The following is a 19,564-nucleotide window of genomic DNA, read 5'->3' on the forward strand; positions in this document are numbered from 1 at the left end:
ATTGGTCGCAAGATCCGGCTCTGATACCAAGAGACCGATGACCACACGCTCGAAACCCTCAGTCCTGTTCATCCTGATCGCCGGCGGAACCGTTCTGGGCATTGCCGGCACCGATCTGGTGCTTCCGGCCATCCCGAGCCTGCCGGGGCAGCTCGGGGGAAGCATCGAGGCCGCACAGCTCGTGCTGGCGGCTTACGCGTTCGGCACGCTGGTCGGGCTGCTGACCTTCGGCGAACTCGGTGCGCGGCATGATCCACGCAAGCTGCTGATCTGGTCGCTTGCCCTGTTCGGGATTGCTTCGCTCTTAGCGGCTGAATCACCGTCGATCGAATGGCTGATTGCGCTGCGCTTTGCTCAAGGTGCCTTCGGCTCCGGCCCGGCTGTCTTTGCGCCGGGTTTTATCCATGGCCTCTATCCGCCCGACAAGGCGGCCGCCGCCATGGGGCGGCTCGGTTCCGTCGAGTCCCTGGCGCCGGCGCTCGCCCCCATCGCCGGAGCCTGGCTGCTGGAATTTGGCGGCTGGGAGATTTCCTTCGTCCTGCTGGCAGCGCTCTCTGCGCTGGTCGCCGCAGCCGTTTTCTGGCAGCGCGCCCATTTCCCGCGTCGACAGCAGATGGAAGACCACCACAGCTACTTCGCCATTCTGAAGAACCGCGAATTTCTGAGCTATGCGTCGAGCCAGGCTCTGAGCCTGGGCGCCCTCCTCGTTTTCGTCTTCGGCCTGCCGGCCGTCCTGACCGGCCCGCTCGACAGGGGGATCGAGGACTTCGTCATGCTGCAGGTCTGCGGCATCGCCATCTTCATTCTGGCCGCGAATTCGTCTGCATGGCTCGCGGCAAAATTCGGCACCCTGCGGACGATCCGCGCGGGCACGGCCATCATGCCCTGCGCCTTTCTGGCAATCCTGGCCTATGCACTCACAGGCGCCAGCAGCCTCTCGGCACTCGTCCCGCTTTGGGCGGTCGTGAATTTCGGCTTCGGCATTCGCGGGCCGATCGGCTTTCATCGGGCAATATCGGCTGCCCGCGGCGATCATTCGCGCGCCGCCGCAATCGTCATCGCAGCGATCCTCGGCATAGCGGCACTCGGAACGACGGCCGTCGCTCCCTACATCTCCGTCGGTCTCTCGCCGCTGGCGATCGCCGGTGCCGCGATCTCGGCCCTCGCGCTACTGTCGCTGGCGCCGCTGCGAGCCCTCGTTTGAAGCCCCACCGCCAGGCGGTAGTGACGCCGGACCTGAACCAGTGGACGGCGCCATATCGGTCGTTGCCGATCAGACAAGGGGTCATTACGGAACGACGTGATGGGCGGACACCTTACAGGCTAACTTTGACTCTGGCCGACACCATGTCGGCGTCACGACGCGGAGGCTCGGGCGACGCGGCGGCCAAGAGTGCGCCGTGTCGCTGGCTCATGCCCGGTGCGGAACTGTTTTAGATAACACTGTGTCCACACCGGTATCGGTAGTTTCGCCAGATCCCGCGTGGTATTGGGCGTTAGCCCCAGGAGTTCCCGATATTGCTCTCACTTGAGACCGTCATCACGTTTGCTGCCGCAGCAACTATCCTATGCTGGGTACCAGGTCCGGATAATTTGTTCGTGTTGATGCAATCGGCGATCTACGGCCGGGGTGTCGGGCTGTCCGTGACCGCAGGGCTGTGCATAGGCCTTGTCTTTCACACGGTCGCTGTGTCCTTGGGTGTCGCGGCAATTTTCCAGACGTCGCAATTTGCCTTCGATGCACTGAAGTTCATCGGTGCGGGTTATCTTGTATACCTGGCCTACAAGGCCTTCCGGGCAGTGCCGGACGAACTCGAGGCTGGAACCGCGAAAGTGAAGCCGATGTGGCAAATGATGGCGCGCGGCGTCGTCATGAATGTCACGAACCCGAAAGTCGCGATCTTCTTCCTTGCATTTCTGCCCCAGTTTACCTCTGCCGCCAACGGCAGCATCGTTTTTCAGATGCTCCAGCTTGGCGGCATCTTCATCATCTGCGCCTTCACGTCTTTCGCCGTCATCTCGCTGCTTGCCGGGTCGATAAGCACCTGGTTGAAGCGCTCTGACCGAAGCCAGGTCATTCTGAACCGCGTTGCCGGCCTCGTATTCGTCGGGCTGGCCGCAAAGCTCGCAACAGCGCATCGTTAAAGCAGCCGTTTCTCGATCGTTTGCGAGAAAGCGTACTCGGTCCTCGCGCTGTGAGATCAACTTCCGACATGACGCTCGATCGGCTCGGCCAGGTCGATCCAATGCGGGCGCGGGGCCAAGGGCTTCGCCGTCAGTAGAGCGACGTCCTGTAGGCGTCTTCGAGTGCGTCATCTATTTTGCGCATTTCGATATCATCGGCCGGAGCGCCAGTCGTCTGATCCAGGATTATCTTTGAAAGCGAGGGCATCTCGCTGCGATCCTGAAAGTGCTCCGGGTCCCATAGATGAGAGCGCCTGAATGCCTTGGCGCAATGCAGGAAGACCTCGCCCACCCTGACCAATATCGCGAGCTTGGGCAAACGATCGCCGACACCCATATCCCCAAGGATTTCAGGGTCGGTCACGAGCCTTGCTTCGCCATTCACGCGAAGCGTGTCGTCAAATCCCGGAATGATGAAGAGCAGTCCAACGCTGGGATTGGTGAGAATATTGGCCAGCGTATCGAGGCGATTGTTGCCCGGTCGGTCCGGGATCGCCAATGTGTGCGGATCAAGGATTTTCACGAAGCCGACCGGATCGCCGCGCGGGCTGACATCTGCTTTGCCATCCTGGTTCTGGGTGCCGATGCACAGGAATGGCGATCGCCTGATGAACTCCTGTGCGTGCCTGTCGAGTACGCCCAGACACTTCTGAGCGGCCAGAGCATGCGTCGGTTGAAACAGCTCCCGAAGAGCCTGTTCATCCCTCACGACAAATCTTGGATCGACACTGAACTCCGTCATTGCATTCGCCTCCCACAGCATCATGGCCGGACGATCGCGCCATGCTGATGTACGTACCTCAAATCTGTACTGTTCGTCAAGTCACGTTGACCCTGCGAGCGAAGTGCTTCGTCAATGCGAGGTCTCTGCCCTTCCGTCCGTCCGGTCTCTCGGTCCCCGCTTGCCCGCGGCTACTACCTCCCTGGTAATTGATGCAATACCGAGTTTTTCAGATGGTCCGGGTCAGGCGCGGTCACCACCCGCGATCCTCAGCCCGAATATCTGAAAGGTCATGCAATGCCCCATTTTCCGATCCATAGCCTCGAGACGGCGCCACAGGCGTCGCAATCCGCCCTGCGCGGCCTGAATGATGCTTTCGGCCTTGTCCCCAATATCGCAGGCGCCATGTCGACTTCGCCCGTGCTCATCAATTGCCTGGCAGCGCTTTTCCAGAACGTGCATGGCGGCAGCTTTAGCGAGCCGCAGATCCAGGTATTGCTGCTGACCAACGCCGTGACGAATGCCTGCGAGTGGGCTGTCGGCTTTCATTCGTTTCTGGCCATCCGGCAGGGCATTCCGGCTGTCGATGTCGAAGCGATCAGAAGCGGCGGGTTGCCGGGCGAACCGAAGGCGGCAGCGCTTTCAAAGCTCGCCCGCACACTGATCGAGAGCCGCGGACGACTGCCGGAAGCCGATGCCGACGCGTTTCTTCAGGCGGGCTTCGGCGAGGACGAGCTTCTGGAGGTGATCGCCGTTGTCGCCGCTTCGACGATCACCAATTATACCGGCAGCGTCACCCGCCCTGCCCTGGAGCCGCCGTTTGATGCCTACGCCTGGATAAAGCCCTGATATAGAATGGGCTCGGCCGCTCCGGCGGCCAGCCTCTCCCACGATCCAGCGGACCCCATGACCAGAGCCTTTCATGCCCCACGGCCTTCCCATCCGACGACATCAGGCGCGCTGTTGCGCCAATGGCGAGAAATCCGGGGCAAGCCGCAGCTGGAACTCGCGCTGGATACGGGCATCTCGCAAAAGCATGTGAGCTTCGTCGAAACCGGAAGATCGACACCGAGCCGGCAGATGATCATCGATATCGCCGACGCCCTGCAGATCCCCCTGCGCGAGCGCAATGCCATCTTTCTTGCCGCGGGATACGCGCCGGTCTACCGCGACGAACCGCTCGACGCCCCTTCCATGCAGAGCATCGATCGCGCGGTCGGGCGAATGTTGCGGCAGCATGAGCCATTTCCGGCGATCGTCATGGATCGGTATTGGAATGTGATCGGCACGAACAGATCGGCCCCCGCCTTCTTCAATCGCTTCATCGATCTTTCGCTGCGACCGAAGCCTCGCAATCTTCTGCATCTGATGTTCGATCCCGAGGGGTTGCAGCCCTTCCTGATGCACTGGGAGGAAACGGCGCGCAGTCTTCTTTCACGGGTCCGAAGGGAAGCGATCGGTCATGTTTCCGACGAAGGCACGCAGATGCTCATAACGGAGCTCATGGCCTATCCCGATGTCCCGCAGGACCTGCATTCCGGATCGGCCTCGGATGCCCTGCCCATGATCCCCCTCAGGTTTCGGACGGAACGCCATAGCCTCAGCCTCTTCTCGATGATCACAACGGTCGGAACGCCGCAGACGGTAGCCGCCGAGGAAATGCGCATCGAAACGATGTTTCCGGCCGACGAAGAGAGCGAAAGCATCTACCTGGACTTCATGAGCCGAAATGGCGCTGGCTGAGCCGACAGACGCCGCGGCTTCACGAGATTGATCCAACGGCAGCGATGGCGGGTTTTTAACGCCATCCGCCAGGATCGACCTTTGTCGCAGCCTCGAATTTGGGTAGTCTCAGTTCCGCAAGCGTAAGAGAAATCTTTGTTATTCTTGTCTGTTTCGAGACTAGGAGGCCAGAATGCGCACCGTCTCTGCCGGAACCTTGGATATTGCCTATATCGATACTGGTCCGCCGGACGGGACACCGGTTATTCTATTGCATGGTTTCCCGTACGATGTTCATGCCTATCATGAGACAACGGAAATCCTGACGGGCCACGGCCATCGTTGCATCGTACCATTTCTGCGCGGCTTCGGAGGGACAAGATTTCGGTCAGAGAGAACGCCGCGTTCGGGTGAACAAGCCGCGTTAGGTGCGGACCTGCTTTCACTCATGGACGCCCTTTCGATCGAAAAAGCCTTGCTCGGTGGCTATGATTGGGGAGGCAGAGCGGCGTGCATAGTGGCCGCACTTTGGCCGGCACGGGTATTAGGCTTAGTGAGTTGTGGGACTGGTTATAACATCCAGAACATCGCCGAAGCCGGAAAGCCAGTACCTCCCGAAGAGGAGGCTCGCTATTGGTATCAATATTACTTTCATTCAGAGCGTGGCCGCCGGGCTCTTGAACAGAATCGCGCTGATGTTTGCGGGTTCATCTGGAAAACTTGGTCGCCTACATGGTCGTTCAGCCAGGCAACCTTCGAGCAAACAGCCGCTTCCTTCGATAATCCCGATTTTGTGGACATTGTGATCCATTCATACCGCCATCGCTTCGGTGGTATCCCCGGTGATCCGGAAGTCGAAGCAATAGAAGGTCTCTTGGCCAGACAGCCGGACATTACGGTTCCGACGATTGTTCTCCAGGGTGCGGACGATGGCGTCGACCCACCCACCTCGATCGATCGCGATGAGCCGCATTTTAAAGCTAGCTACGAACGGCGCATCGTTCCTGGCGTCGGACACAACTTACCGCAAGAGGCACCGAAAGCGTTTGCGCAGGCCATCCTCGACTTATCCCGGAGTTCCTGAGTTGTTCAACGCAATCTGCCAAAAGCGACCGCGTGGCAACATCCGCCCGGCCAGCTTCAAGAACTGTATCCCACCAAAACGATCGTCGCCTTTGCGGGCGCTCCCGCTCCCACCACCTTCATCGTCAACATCATCATGCCCATCCCGGAAAGCAGCAAGAAGCCTTCGAGATCATCCAGGACGTAGTGCATTACGTCGCCGAACGGAAGGAAGGTTTCCTCTGGAGCAGCCTGGCGAAGAGCAGCGACGGCCTGACGGTCGTCAACATCGAGGCGATCCAGGAAGCCGGCAATGTCGGCGAGTTCTTTTCCGATACTGTTTCGCCGAAAAGTTCAAGCGGCTGGACACGGTCTCCAGCAGCGAATTCCATGCCTATACGGCCGCGGATCTCGTGCTCCCGAAGCGCGAAACGGCCGGGTGAGCATAATGACCGGGTAGAGCGGAATGCGCCCGGCCGACAGAAATCCGGCGGAGGAACCTTCCCTTTACCGGCGCTGACCACACTCGCCCCTCCGGTTTGCCACAACCTTTACGAGAGCGCTTCCGGCGCGCTGCAGAGCCGGCTTGCCCATGTCCCGACCGCGACTACCCGGAAGTTACCAAAGCCATAACATATTGATTTATAAAACTGTCGCATTTGAAGATCCTGTTGCCGCCCTGCAACAAGCTGTCGCTTTTGGAACAGCAAGCCTTGCATGTGATCCGCTGATCGCTTGCGGGATAGGCCGAAGCAGCGCAGAAAAACACATCCTTTAAGCGTGTGAACATATTCGAATCAATTCATCGAGGAGCAGACATGGGCGGCGGCGCTGCGGGCATAGTTGGAAAACGAAATCTTCTGGCTGGCGTTAGCATCGCGGCCTTGGCCATTGCCTGCTGTCTGCCGGCTCCCGTGTCAGCGGGGGAATACACCGCCACCACCAGAGGGGAGCTGGACGATCAGATCAGAGCCGCGAATGCCGATGGCGCCGCAAGTTCTATCATCAGGCTGACCGGCGACGTAGGCGTCGGAGTCGCACCAAGCCTCGCTGCGGCAACCAAGCCGATCACGATCGATACGCAGGGCTTTGTTCTCTCGGGCGCGGATGGTACCGGCGCAACCCCTGGCACCACGGTGACCCTGCTGGGGAGCGGCGGTGGAACCTATACATTGATGGGGACTTTCAAGGGCGGCAACGCGGCTGCGGGCGTCGGCGGTCAAGGCTTGCGACTAACGTTTGGGGCAACGGCAACCAACAACGGCGTGATCCAGGGAGGAAACAGCCTGGGCAGCACCGGCGGGTCCGGTCTCGAGCTCGGAGGACCCGGCGCCGCGCCGACTTTGGTCAACAACGGAACGATCCGCGGCGGAAGCGGAACTGTCGGTGGCTCAGGGATTCTCTACCGCGCGGGCACCCTTACCAACACGGGAACAATCGAGGGCGGAACGGGCGCGGCCGCCGTCGTCGGCAACTCGGCCAGCACAAATCTCTCCATCATCAATAGCGGCACAATCCGGGCTGGCGCGGGCCAGGCAAATGCTATCACGCGCTCAGCTGCGGCGACGACGGGCACAGTCACGCTTGAGCTCCGGGCCGGGTCAGTGATCGAAGGTAACGTCGTTGCTGGTGTCACGCCCACCACTGATACGCTGCGCCTCGGCGGCTCGGGCACGGACAGCTTTAACGTCTCCGCGATCGGTGCGGCCGCCCAATACCAGAACTTCGACATCTTCGAGAAAACCGGCACCGGCACCTGGCTGCTGACGGGCGTCGCCACCACCGCGACGGACTGGACGATCTATGACGGCACGCTGCTGATCGGCGACCACAGCGCCGCTTCGAGCGTCATCGGCGATATCACCAACTTCGGCACRCTGGGCGGCAGCGGCACCATCTTCGGCGACGTGACGAACTCGGGCACGGTCTCCCCCGGCAATTCGATCGGAACGCTGACGATATCGGGCAACTATATCGGCAATGGCGGCACGCTCGCGATCGAAAGCGTGCTCGGCGGCGATGCCTCGCCGACCGACCGCCTCGTCGTCACCGGCAACACCTCGGGCACGACCAGTGTCAAGGTGACCAATCTCGGTGGCGGTGGGGCGCAAACCGTCGAGGGCATCAAGATCGTCGATGTCGGCGGCACCTCGGCCGGCAGTTTTTCGCTRCTCGGCGACTATGTTTTTCGGGGAGATCAGGCCGTCGTCGGCGGTGCATACGCCTATCGGCTCTATCAGAACGGTGTCGCGACCCCTGGAGACGGCGACTGGTATCTTCGCTCGACACGCATTGATCCCTCCGGCGAAGTGATCGGCCCCATCTATCAGCCCGGGGTTCCGCTTTACGAAGCCTATCCGCAACTCCTGCTCGCTCTCAACGGGCTTTCCACGCTGCAGCAGCGCATCGGCGACCGCTACCGGTCGGAAGATGGCAAAGCATCATCGGCCAAAGGTCCTGACAATGTCTGGCTGCGCGCCGAAGGAATGCATGCGAGCCTCGAGCCTGACAGCAGCACGACCATCGACAGCTATGATTACGATCTGTTCAAGCTGGAGGGCGGCCTGGACGGCGAACTCTATCAGGACCAAAGCGGCCGGCTGATCGGCGGCCTGACAGTCCATTACGGCACCATCTCCGGCGATATCGACTCCCTCTACGGCAATGGCGATATCGACACGACAGGATTCGGGCTTGGCGCGGCACTGACCTGGTATGGCGACAACGGCTTCTATGTCGACGCGCAGAGCCAGGCCACCTGGTATGACACCGACCTCAAATCCGATCTCGTCGACGGCGCCATGGAGAGCGGCAACAACGGCTTCGGCTACGCGCTGAGTCTGGAGACCGGACGGCGCTTTGCAGCCTCCGGGCCATGGTCGATCACGCCGCAGGCCCAGCTCATCTATTCCTCCGTCGACTTCGACACGTTCAATGATCGCTTCGGCGCGCGGGTATCGCTCGATGACGGCGACAGCCTGGTCGGCCGGCTCGGCGTGGCGCTGGACCGTGAGGAGACGTTGCAGCGGGCCGACGGCCAGACGGCACTGGCGAAGGTCTATGGCATCGCCAACCTCTACGGCGAGTTCCTGGACGGGACCGCCGTCGATATCTCCGGTACCGGTTTCGAGACCAGGAACGACCCCGTCTGGGCCGGCCTGACGCTGGGCGGCTCCTACACCTGGAACGACGAACGCTACTCGCTCTACGGCGAAGTCTCCGCAAAATCCTCGCTGAAGGATTTTGGCGACAGCCATGCCCTCAGCGGCACCGCGGGCCTGCGGGTGAAGTGGTAAAGGGGAAGCGTAGAACGCCGAATGGTAACGACGGCTCAGGCCGACAGGGCGTCTACCGCCTCTTCCACAAGGCGCCGAGTGCGGTCATCGCAGGCGAGATAAATTGGTCCACAAGCACATCGGAATCCTGCGAAGAGACAGGTGAAAGCCTATCAGGAAAATATACTTGGCGCCCGCCCGGCAACGGCGATATTATCCTCTCCATCGCCTCGCTTCTCTTGCGGCGTCATGCCGAGGTGCAGACTGCGTAGGGTGGACCATGCCTATTGGACGACTGCGTATAAAGCGATCAATAATAGGAATGCTTCGCCAACGGCGGAATGCCCTTCTTGCGCTGAAGTCTAAAGACTCGCTGATCTTGCATTCACTTTTATCCGTTGGAGTAGGTCTTCTGGCGTGCATCGCCGTCACCAAAGGTGCCCACAGATATTTTCAAAAATTAAATTACATTGTTTCTTCAATTGAATCTATTTCAGAAAATATTTCCAATAAATATATTTACTATTATGAATCACTATTTGATGCTGGAGTAAATTCTAATATAATTGCGATTGAAGTTTTTTATGTTGCCTTGGCGTTTTTAGTATTTATATCAACGAAATTATTAAATCTATTAATTGCAGCAATAATATCGATAATAATTATATTTCCAATTTCAGTTGCAGGAGTATTATTGACTGGAAGAAAAAGTATTGTGGTAATTTCTCCCGTCGGAATTTCGATTGCCGCCTTTATTGCAAGCACACCCTGGATCGCCCCTGATCTATTCTGGTCTGTTTTGGGAAGCATCAAAAAGTTGCTGCAAAATCCCATTGTGATTGCGTGTGCCGTTGCGCTCGGAGTTTGGCGTACCGTTTCAGCCGCACGTTCTCATAGGTACGATCCTGATCCAGTTACGGAAGGCGCCAAGGAAGCGTGGAAATTCGCCACGGGAAGTGCAGAGGAAGAAATCGTCAATATGCTGAAGAAAAATTGCTCGGACGCGATAAATTTTCCACCGAGTTTTCGCCATTGGGCAAAATTATGGGTGGCGCTTGGAGTGATAACAGCGATCGACTATTTTTTTACACCGGCCAGAAATGACTTTGAAATAATCAAGCACGTGGCTCTATTCGTAGTAATCCTATTGGTAGAGTTCTTAATTGCGCTTGAGGCATTATCATTTATTGTTCATACGCGACGAAACAGAATTAAAAAGCAAAAGGAAAACATAAGCTAGCTGGTGCGCATCGCGGCCGAAAGAGAACTCACAGTTGGCCTCCACCTTGCTCCATACGCGATCCTTGACGCCCCCGCACCTTAATCCTCCACAAAAGCCCCGCCCCTGAAAACCTCAGCAAGTACCCGCGTCCCCATATCCGCCTCCTCCTCGGAAAGGCCGGAAAAACCGAGCAGCAACCGCGACCGATCCGTGGAGACCACATTCATCCGCGACAGCGGCATCACCACCACGCCCCTCTTCAGCGCCGCAGCCGAGACGGCGGTATCATCGTCCCATCCGCCCGTGCTCCTGACCGTCAGATTGATCCCCTGATCCGGCAGCAGCACCGCCACATGCTCCGCCAGCCGCTCCCCCAGAAACCCGGCCAGCATATCGCGCGACGCCCGCAGCCGCTCCCTCAGTCGCCGMAGATGCGCCGGGAAATAGCCCTCCTCCAGGAAATCGGCGATCACCCGCTGCTGGAAGCTTGGCGGGCAGCGGTCGACGGCGGGGCGCACGGCGCGGAAGGCGGGCACGAGGTCGGCAGGGATGACGAGATAGCCGATGCGCAGGCTCGGCAGCAGCGCCTTGCTGAAAGTGCCGGTGTAGAGAACGCGCCCCGTCTTATCGAGGCCGTGCAGCGAGGCGATCGGATGGCCCTGGTAGCGGAATTCGCTGTCGTAATCGTCCTCGATGATCCAGCAATCGTTCTCCTCAGCATAAGAGAGAAGCCCGAGACGGCGCGAGAGCGAGAGAACGGAACCGACCGGATACTGGTTGGAGGGTGTTACATAGAAGGCGGCGGGCGGCGGAATGGTACCGTCCAACAGCCGTGCCATGTCGATGCCATCAGCGTCGACCGGCAGGCCGACGATATCGATGCCGTTCAGCGCCAGGCATTGCCGGGCGGGAGGATAACACGGGTCCTCGACGATGGCCGTATCGCCCGGCGTCATCAGCACGCGGAAGGCAAGGTCGAGCGCCTGCTGTGTTCCCGCGGTGATGAAGATCTGCTCCGGGCTGCAGCGCACCCCGCGCGAGACGGCGAGATGCGCGCTGATGGCCGCCCTGAGCTCCCTTTCGCCCTGGATATCGCCATAGCCTTCAAAGGCATAGTTCATGTGTCTGACGGCAATGCGGTTCAGAAGCCGCGCCGTGCGTTCGTCATGGGCGATGCGGCCGGTGACGAATGGCAGCGCCTTCTGCGGCTCCAGGCTCGGCCCGCGCGTGAGGATCGCGGTCGCAGCGGCCGACACGCCGCGGCGGATCGCCTGCGCGCTGCCTGCGCCCAAGGGATCGATGCGCGCCGCACCCTCGGGAATGGACGAGGCGATATAGGTGCCCGAGCCATGGCGGGCGACGGCAAAACCCTCTGACATCAGGATCTCATAGGCCTCGGCAATGACGCCGCGCGAGATCGCCCATTCCGCCGAGGCAAGCCGTGTCGAGGGAAGCCGCTGCCCGCCGGTCAACCGCCGCTCGGTTATGGCGTTGCGCAGCGAGAGATAAAGCTGGCGCGGCAATGGCGCTGATGACGACGGATCGATCGTAGGCCGGAAGGAAGCCGATGGCCCTTCGCGTCTTCTCGTCAGCGTCATCAAACTTCCCCAATGGTTTATTCAAGTGGCTCACGCGCAATGAGCAAAGTGGATCTTCATATTAACACGAACATGCATTTAGATTGAGCCACTTTCAAGCAGGATTCGTAATCGCAGTGCCTGACGGAGACGACATGAACCCAGTGAAAACAGACGTGCCCTATTTCAGCCAGTGGGAAACGCCCGAGATGACCCTGCCCGTGCTGACGGATGGGGCGACAGCGCTTCACCGTGATCCGCTCTGGAAGAATTCCGGCGCCGAGACGATTGAGGAATATGCGCGCTGGGCGGTGAATGTCTGTGGCATGGCCTGTCTGAAGATGATCCTGGCCGCCCGCGGCGAGGCGCATCCGATCCTGTCTCTGGCGCGCGCCTGCACCAGCTACGGCGGCTATGTGATCAACGAGGCGGACGCCTCGATCAAGGGGCTGATCTATGCGCCCTTCGTGACCTTCGTGCGCGAGCGCTTCGGGCTTTCAGCCGATGTGAGGACACAGGTGCCGGCGGAAAGCATTCCCGAAATCCTCTCGGGACATCGCTTCTTCATCGCCTCCGTCAGCAGCACGATCCGCTGGCCGGAGCGCGAGCCGCCGGGCAAGGGTGGCCATCTGGTGCTGGTGACGGCGGCTGATGAAGCCAGCGTCCGCTTCCACAATCCCTCCGGCCATGACCGCGCCAGCCAGGCCGATGTCATCCTGCCGCTTCCTACCTTCGACCGCTTCTTCGCCAACAGAGGCATCGCGGTCGCCTTCTGAAATTGTTTTTCGCCAGGAGATTTTGATGAGCCCTTCCCCACCCAGGCTACGCATCGCCGTGCTTTTCGGCGGACGTTCCAGCGAGCACGACATCTCCATCATGTCGGCGACCAACGTGATGCGCGCACTCGACCCGGAACGATATGACGCCCTGCCGGTCTTCGTCACCCGCGATGGACGCTGGCTGCAAAGCCGCGTCAGCAATGGCGAACTCGACGGGCCCGAAGTCGGCACCGAACTCTGCCTCGTGCCCGGCGGGCGCGGACGCCTGCTGGCGATCGCACCGGATGGAAAAGCCGCCGAAGCCGGCAGGATCGATATCGTCTTCCCGGTGCTGCATGGGTTGCATGGGGAGGATGGCGCGGTCCAGGGGCTCTGCCAGGTGGCGCGCGTGCCGCTTGCCGGCTGCGGCATCCTGGGCTCGGCAACGGCGCTCGACAAGGATATCGCCAAGCAGCTCCTGAAGGCCGCCGGCCTGCCGGTCGCCCGCTCGGTGACGCTCGATGAGGCGGCGCCACCTGCACTGGAAACGCTGGAAGGCGCGCTCGGCCTGCCGCTCTTCATCAAGCCGGCCCGCCAGGGCTCCTCGGTCGGTGTGCGCAAGGTCTCCGGCAGCCAGGAATTCGGCCCCGCCCTCAGTGAAGCTTTCAGCCACGACCACAAGCTCATCGCCGAGGAATTCATCGCCGGGCGCGAGATCGAATGCAGCGTGCTGGAGGATGTAAACGGCGGCCTCTTCGTCTCCCGCCCCGGCGAGATCGCGCCGGCCGAAAGCCACGGCTTCTACAGCTACAACGCCAAATATATCGACGAGAATGGCGCAGCCCTCAAAGTCCCGGCAGAACTGCCCGCCGATGTCGAAGCCAGGATCCGCGACATGGCCGCCCGCGCCTTCCGCGCGCTCGGCTGTGACGGCATGGCCCGCGTCGATTTCTTCCTGATGGAAGACATGCGCTTCGTCGTCAACGAGGTGAACACCATTCCGGGTTTTACCGATATCAGCATGTATTCCAAGGCAATGGCGGCGAGTGGGGTCGCCTATGCGGAGGTGATCGACCGGCTGGTGGAGCATGGGCTGGCGCGCGGGGCGTGAGAGAACGTCGAGAATCTGGAAAGCACGTGCTCCGCGCTTACGGTCCGATTTACACCAGCATTTACCGTTACGTACTTCCGCCGGCGGTTTCAGCCGTGGCACCTTTCGGCCCTGGAAATCTGGGCCGGAGGTGACGCATGTTGCGCCTGGTATTTGCATTGACGATCGGCCTGCTGTCGGCGGGTGTGGCTGCCGCGCAGGATCATTCCGCGGCGCAGGAGGTGGAAGAGCGCCTCGCGCGCAGCCGGGCGACGGAAGCGGTGATCTGGGGCATGCCGGCGGTCAACACCCTGCTCATGTACGATCAGATGATCGCGGCCGGCGGCAAGACCGGCGAGATCATCTACTGGGGCCGGCCGCTCGACTGGCACAATCAGACGCTGACGCCCAATCCAGATACGCTCTATTTCATGGGCTTCTATGATCTCGGCAAGAGCGGCCCCGTCGTGGTGGAAATTCCGCCAGCCGGCGACGACGGCTCGCTCAACGCCAATTTCGTGACCCTGTGGCAGACCTCGCTGGAAGATGCCGGCCTGCTCGGCATCGACAAGGGCGCCGGCGTCAAGTTCGTGATCACCCCGCCCGGCTTCAAGGGCAAGCTGCCCAAGGGCGTCCAGCGGCTCGCGGCCGAAACGAATACCGGCTATTTCCTGATGCGCTCCAACCTCAGGAGCCATGGCGAGGCGGATGTCGAGAAATCGATCGCCTATGGCAAGCGCGTCAGGTTCTATCCCCTGTCCGCGATAAAGGCGCCACCGCAGACCGTCTACCGCGACGTCAAGGACGCCGATTTCGTTTCAACCATCAAATACGACCCGAGCTTCTTCACGCTGCTCGACCGTGTCGTCCAGAGCGGGCCATGGCTGCCGCGCGACCGGGCGATGATCGACCAGCTGCGCTCGATCGGCATCGAAAGGGGCAAGCCTTACGCGCCCGATGCCGCAGCGAGCAAAGCCCAGGAGGAAGGCATTGCCGATGCCAGGGCCTGGCTCGAGGCGCGCTACGAGGCCGGCTTTCCGGCCTTTTTCGAAGGCACGCACTGGACCATGCCGGCCCTGGCCGATGCCGTTCAGGGTCAGGCCACCACTTATGCCGAACCGGATAAATATGCCGTGGATGCGCGCGGCATCGCCTATACCTACGCCTATATCGCGATCAAGCGGCTTGGCGTCGGCCAGTTCTACCTGATCAACATCAAGGACAAGACCGGCAAGAGCTATGACGGCGCCCGCGCCTACAAGCTGCATGTGCCGGCCGATGTGCCGGTAAAGCAATATTGGTCTGTCACCGTCTACGACCGTGAGACGCACGCGCTTTTGAAGGGTGCCGATCGCGCCAGCCGCGCCTCCAATGCAGCCGATGTCAAGAAGAATGCCGACGGGTCGGTGGACATCTATTTCGGGCCGAAGGCGCCGGAGGGCATGGAAACGAACTGGGTGCCGACCATTCCAGGCCGCCAGTTCGAACTGATGTTTCGCCTCTATGCGCCAACGCAGCGCCTGTTCGACAAGGCCTGGACGCTGGCGGATGTGGAGCCGATGTAAGGAGATCAAAGTTATGACCGCGAAGAAGACAATTCTCACCGCCGCGTCGGTGGCTCTGCTCCTCATGACGGGGGCAGCATCCGCCGCCGATGCCATCAAGGTCACGCCGGATAATTTCGCGCGCGCCGAAACCGACATGTACATGGCGGTCTCGGCCGGGGAAGCCGGGCTCGGAAAGCTTTTCCACCGCCGCGAGCCCTTCGATGTGAAACATCAGACGGTCATTCGCGGCAACCGCGATACGCTCTATTCCAGCGCCGTCTTCGATCTCAATGCCGGGCCGGTGACGATATCAATGCCGGATGCCGGCAAACGCTTCATGTCGCTGATGGTCATCGACGAGGATCACTATGTGGTCGATGTCTCGCATGGCGCCGGCAGCCACACGCTCACCAGGGATGGCGTCGGCACGCGTTATGTCTTGGTCGCCGCGCGCACGCTGATAGACCCGACCAGAGCAGGCGATGCCGACGAGGTGCACAGGCTGCAGGATGCCATCAAGATCGATCAGCCCGGCGGGCCGGGTACGCTGGACATGCCCGTCTGGGACAAGACGAGCCAGGATGCCGTGCGCAATGCGCTGCTGGCGCTCAATGCGTCCATGGGCAGTTTCAACAAGGCCTTCGGCAAGAAGAGCGAAGTCGATCCCGTTCATCACCTCATCGGCACGGCCGCCGGCTGGGGCGGCAATCCCGACAGCGAAGCGACCTATCTGAGCGTCACGCCCGAGAGAAACGACGGCAAAATCCTCTACAGGCTGCATGTTCCCGGTGACGTGCCGGTCGACGGTTTCTGGTCGATCAGCCGCTACGACGCGGCAGGTTATTTCGTCGAGAACCCGTTCAACGCCTATTCGGTCAACAATATCACCGCCGCCAAGGGCGCGGATGGTTCCGTCGACATCCAGTTCGGAGGCTGCGACGGCAAGCTTGCCAACTGCCTGCCGATCGAGGCCGGCTGGAACTACACGGTCCGCCTTTACCGGCCGCAACAGGCCATACTGGACGGAAGCTGGAAATTCCCGGCTCCGCAACCGGTGGATTGAACGGCAGCGATGCCGCTGCCTCGAAAGACCTCTCCTCAATCCCTAACCTGTGGATGTGATTATTGTGACAATTCCCAACTTTAACGAGCCGACTGGGGAATTGTTAATGCCAGGCCGTTAACACCCGCCACCATCGCAATGATGGATGAGAGCATGCGGCCAAATATTGATTGCAAATCTCCAGGTTCGAAGCTGGGTTATACGACGCTTGGAATATTGGGACTCGCCTTCCTCACGACCGGACCATCGCCGCTTCGGGCGCAGGATACAGCCCCTGCGCCAATCGCTGTCAACGCCGGAACCGTCGGCGAACGCGTGCAGGCTTCAACCGAGGCGCTGGTGCGGATGTTCGATTTCGGCGCGGATTTAAGCCCGAAAACGCTCATCAAGACCTTGCCTGGCGACTGGGCGATATTGCCGCCGGATCACGGCTTGCCCGCAAGCAAACTGAAGACGTGGTGCAAGTTCAACGGCATCAATCTCAAGCAACCCGATCCACGCTATCCGATCTTTGACGGTTCGAGGGGCCGGGAGGGCAGCTCAAGGCGATTTGAATTGCGCCTGTCTGTTGGTGCAGCCATCTTTTGGATCTCCAATGTTCAGGATGAGATGCATGTGCTGGGCTATGACAATCCCGAAGCCAATGAAGTGGCACGCATGCGGCGCAATCTGGTCATGCAAAACAGCGTTCAGCAAGGCGAGGTGTTTCCGGTAAACGATGATGTGGTCGGTTTTATCAATCCAGCCACTTCCACTACGCCAACTTTCCTTGTGCGATGCCCGGGTGAGCCCGAGGATACAGCAAGGACCGCGCAGAATATCCAAACCGTGAAGACGATCGCGGAGACGATAGCGCAACGGGCTGCATTCCTGTCATATTCCCCGGATGGGTCCGTTCCCTTCGTCAGCAAGATGCAGGGCAACTGGACATTGGTCGATGAACCCGCCCGCCCCGAGGTGCGAAACAAAACACTCGCTGACCTGTGCCATATCCGCCGCATCGAGATGCGGCCGGACCATCAGCCTCTGCCAATCCTGACCGCGCATGTCGCCGACACGTCTTCCGAGCAGGATCGCCCGGCGCCGGCGTCACAGGATGAGTTCGAATTGCGCCTCGCCGGCGACGGTGAACTGTTGCGGGTGGCCCTGCATGATCCGCTGGTCGAGGTGAAACAGGATCCCGAACGCTTTCGCGTTCCACCCGCTGAGAAAGACAACCTGGTTGCCAAACGCCTCCAACAGGCAGCCGTTGCGCGCTACCGCCAGGCGACATTGTCCTTCGTAATGCCGGTGACGCTTGTTTCGATCGACGACGACACGTTTATTGAAACGCCGAAGAACCCATGGAGCCAGGCTCCCAGCTACGGCACTGGGCCTGCGGCCTTCAAACGCTATTGGATGAGATGCCCTGAAAACTGACCTGCTGCAATCGTCGCCGTGCCCGCCGGAGATCCGGCAAGCGGCGACGACAGGACGGGCGGGGTCTTCGGTCATTTCGCAGTCGGCGAAACCTGATCCCGAAGATGCGCCCTCGCCGCGAGCATGATCTCGGAAAAACGCGGCAGCGGGCGCAGGCTGTCCAGGTCATTGTCGTTTTCCATCCAGACCAGCAGTTCCGAGCTCATCTTCGGCGCCATGCGTTCCAGCACATCGAGAGCGGCTTGCGCATCGCCGCTGATCGCCCAGGCACAGACGAGGTTTGACTGGAGCTGGATATTGTCAGGCTCCAGCAGGCTGGCACGCGAGGCCCATTCGCGGGCTCGCTCGTGATCGCCGAGCAGCGCCAGGATGCCGGCTCCATGCCCGATCGCACCGCTATGGTCGGGCTCGGCCGCCACGATACGCTCGATGCGCACCAGCGCGCGGCGGCAGGCATCCAGCGCTGCCGGCTCGTCGCCCTTGCCCTGGTAGCACTGGATGACCATGGCGGCGGCATTGTAGTCTCCGGGGGCGAGTGCTGCGGCCCGCTCGAAATGGCCTAGGGCATCGTCGAACCGGTGCTGCATGACGAAGGTGCGCCCGGCGGCGAGGTTGGCGGTGTAGTCGTCGGGGTCGAGCTGCAGGGCGATTGCACTCTGGCGCTCGGCCTCCCCGAATTGTCCCCTGTAGAGAAACAGCAAGGCCTTTCCGGCATGGGCGCTGGCAAGCTCGGGATCGAGTTCGAGGGCGCGGTCGATTTCGAATTCGCCCGTCTCGGCGCCGCCGGCGCTGCGCCTTTGGCGATTGAGCGTTTCGCCGAGAAGCGCCCAGGCACGTGCGTTACCCGGCTCCAGTTCACAGACGCGGCGGCAGAGGCGGATGATCAGCGGCAGGTGTCGCTCCGACCCGCTGATATTGTATTCCCGTGCCAGAAGGAACAGCTTGTACGCCTCGGGATCGGTCGGCCCGGTGCGCTCCAGCGCCTGGCGTTCCGAAGGCAATAGCCGCAGCCTCAGTGCCTCGACGACGGATTTGGCGAGATCCGACTGCAGCACCAGCACATCCTTGATGTCCCGGTCAAAGCGCTCGGCCCAGACGGTCGTTTCGTTCGACCCGTCGATCAATTGGGCGGAGAGGCGGATTCGCTCCCCCGCCTTGCGCACGTTGCCCTCCAGCACATAGGCGACATTGAGTTGTTGGGCGATGGCACGCGCGCTCTGGGCCTTGATGCTGAAGGATGTCGCGCGGGAAACGACCGTGAGAGCCGAGAGCTTGCTGAGGTCGATGATGATATCCTCGGTCACGCCGGCGCTGAAATAATCCTGCTCCGGATCGCCGCCGATATTGGCGAAAGGCAGCACGCAGATGCCGATCCGCTCGCGGCTGGCGGAAGCCTGTGCCGGCGCCTCGTCCTGGATGGCGAAGGCGCGGATGGGGCGCTCGATGTTCTTGAGCGAGATCGTCCCGAGGTCTTCGAGAGCGACATTCAATTTTCCCGCCACGTGTTCACGCACCGTTTCGGAGAGCACGATACCGCCCGGCTGGGCTAGGGCCTGCAGCCGCGCTGCGATATTGACGCCCTCCCCGAAGAGATCGCCGTCATCGACGATCACATCGCCCAGATTGAGGCCCATGCGGAAGCGAAGCGTCGGATCGGTTGCCGAAGCCGCGCTCTGAAGCGCAATGGCGCACACGGCCGCGTCGACCGCGCTCGCGAACTCGATGAGGGCACCATCGCCCATCAGCTTGACGATGCGGCCATGGTAACGCGCCAATGCGGGATCGAATGCCGCAAAGGCCGCCTTGACGCGCAAGAGCGTGCCGGCCTCATCGCGCCCCATCAGCTTGCTGTAGCCGGCGACATCGATACAGAGAACGGCAGCCAGTTTGCGCATACAACCGTACCAGTGAGTTGAGTGCTGGC

Annotated in this window: 15 protein-coding genes and 1 pseudogene; 13 read left to right on the top strand and 3 right to left on the bottom strand. The window is 60.7% G+C overall.

Going from position 1 to position 19,564, the window contains the following annotated elements; translation table 11 throughout:
- Positions 1 to 37: 37 nt before the first annotated feature.
- Both AC1D35_RS14380 and AC1D35_RS14385 read left to right on the top strand, forming a co-directional pair.
- Positions 38 to 1,204, top strand: a complete 1,167-nt coding sequence (locus AC1D35_RS14380) for an MFS transporter (protein ID WP_113311337.1) — start codon at positions 38 to 40, stop codon at positions 1,202 to 1,204.
- 314 nt (positions 1,205 to 1,518) lie between these two features.
- On the top strand, positions 1,519 to 2,145 hold the full coding sequence (locus tag AC1D35_RS14385) for a LysE family translocator (protein ID WP_113311338.1): 627 nt from the start codon (positions 1,519 to 1,521) through the stop codon (positions 2,143 to 2,145).
- Positions 2,146 to 2,275: 130 nt separating this feature from the next.
- On the opposite strand, the gene AC1D35_RS14390 is transcribed toward AC1D35_RS14385, so the two are convergent.
- Positions 2,276 to 2,926 (bottom strand): pyridoxamine 5'-phosphate oxidase family protein, encoded by a 651-nt coding sequence (locus tag AC1D35_RS14390; RefSeq protein ID WP_113311398.1) that lies wholly within the window; start codon positions 2,924 to 2,926, stop codon positions 2,276 to 2,278.
- A 276-nt stretch (positions 2,927 to 3,202) separates the two neighbouring features.
- On the opposite strand from AC1D35_RS14390, the gene AC1D35_RS14395 reads away from it, so the two are divergent.
- The 6 genes and pseudogenes from AC1D35_RS14395 (at position 3,203) to AC1D35_RS14420 (ending at position 10,204) form a co-directional block, all read left to right on the top strand.
- Positions 3,203 to 3,754, top strand: coding sequence for a carboxymuconolactone decarboxylase family protein (locus tag AC1D35_RS14395; protein WP_113311339.1), 552 nt, complete (start codon positions 3,203 to 3,205; stop codon positions 3,752 to 3,754).
- Between the two features lie 57 nt (positions 3,755 to 3,811).
- Positions 3,812 to 4,648: a helix-turn-helix transcriptional regulator gene (locus AC1D35_RS14400; protein ID WP_113311399.1), complete on the top strand. Its 837-nt coding sequence runs from the start codon at positions 3,812 to 3,814 to the stop codon at positions 4,646 to 4,648.
- Positions 4,649 to 4,820: 172 nt separating this feature from the next.
- Positions 4,821 to 5,711 carry an alpha/beta fold hydrolase gene (locus tag AC1D35_RS14405; RefSeq protein WP_113311340.1) on the top strand — a complete coding sequence of 297 codons (891 nt, stop codon included), beginning with the start codon at positions 4,821 to 4,823 and terminating at the stop codon, positions 5,709 to 5,711.
- 63 nt (positions 5,712 to 5,774) lie between these two features.
- Positions 5,775 to 6,132, top strand: a pseudogene (locus tag AC1D35_RS14410) (antibiotic biosynthesis monooxygenase).
- Positions 6,133 to 6,603: 471 nt separating this feature from the next.
- A complete protein-coding gene (locus AC1D35_RS14415; protein ID WP_162748614.1) occupies positions 6,604 to 8,985 on the top strand; it encodes an autotransporter outer membrane beta-barrel domain-containing protein in 2,382 nt (793 codons plus the stop codon).
- Positions 8,986 to 9,244: 259 nt separating this feature from the next.
- Positions 9,245 to 10,204: a hypothetical protein gene (locus tag AC1D35_RS14420; RefSeq protein ID WP_162748615.1), complete on the top strand. Its 960-nt coding sequence runs from the start codon at positions 9,245 to 9,247 to the stop codon at positions 10,202 to 10,204.
- 80 nt (positions 10,205 to 10,284) lie between these two features.
- Here AC1D35_RS14420 and pdxR read toward each other — a convergent pair whose 3' ends face one another.
- The gene (gene pdxR / locus AC1D35_RS14425; protein ID WP_113311343.1) at positions 10,285 to 11,784 is read right to left on the bottom strand and encodes a MocR-like pyridoxine biosynthesis transcription factor PdxR; all 1,500 of its coding nucleotides are present in this window, start codon (positions 11,782 to 11,784) and stop codon (positions 10,285 to 10,287) included.
- A 134-nt stretch (positions 11,785 to 11,918) separates the two neighbouring features.
- On the opposite strand from pdxR, the gene AC1D35_RS14430 reads away from it, so the two are divergent.
- The 5 genes from AC1D35_RS14430 (at position 11,919) to AC1D35_RS14450 (ending at position 17,640) form a co-directional block, all read left to right on the top strand.
- Positions 11,919 to 12,539, top strand: coding sequence for a C39 family peptidase (locus AC1D35_RS14430; protein WP_113311344.1), 621 nt, complete (start codon positions 11,919 to 11,921; stop codon positions 12,537 to 12,539).
- A gap of 25 nt (positions 12,540 to 12,564) precedes the next feature.
- A complete protein-coding gene (locus AC1D35_RS14435; protein WP_113311345.1) occupies positions 12,565 to 13,632 on the top strand; it encodes a D-alanine--D-alanine ligase family protein in 1,068 nt (355 codons plus the stop codon).
- Positions 13,633 to 13,769: 137 nt separating this feature from the next.
- Positions 13,770 to 15,176, top strand: a complete 1,407-nt coding sequence (locus tag AC1D35_RS14440) for a DUF1254 domain-containing protein (protein ID WP_113311346.1) — start codon at positions 13,770 to 13,772, stop codon at positions 15,174 to 15,176.
- A gap of 13 nt (positions 15,177 to 15,189) precedes the next feature.
- On the top strand, positions 15,190 to 16,221 hold the full coding sequence (locus AC1D35_RS14445) for a DUF1254 domain-containing protein (protein ID WP_113311347.1): 1,032 nt from the start codon (positions 15,190 to 15,192) through the stop codon (positions 16,219 to 16,221).
- Positions 16,222 to 16,374: 153 nt separating this feature from the next.
- The gene (locus AC1D35_RS14450) at positions 16,375 to 17,640 is read left to right on the top strand and encodes a hypothetical protein (protein WP_113311348.1); all 1,266 of its coding nucleotides are present in this window, start codon (positions 16,375 to 16,377) and stop codon (positions 17,638 to 17,640) included.
- A 71-nt stretch (positions 17,641 to 17,711) separates the two neighbouring features.
- Here the strand turns inward: AC1D35_RS14450 and AC1D35_RS14455 are convergent, their stop codons facing one another.
- On the bottom strand, positions 17,712 to 19,535 hold the full coding sequence (locus AC1D35_RS14455; RefSeq protein ID WP_477938773.1) for a TPR end-of-group domain-containing protein: 1,824 nt from the start codon (positions 19,533 to 19,535) through the stop codon (positions 17,712 to 17,714).
- Positions 19,536 to 19,564 lie beyond the last annotated feature (29 nt).

The organism is Rhizobium sp. P1_E6 (assembly GCF_056405875.1).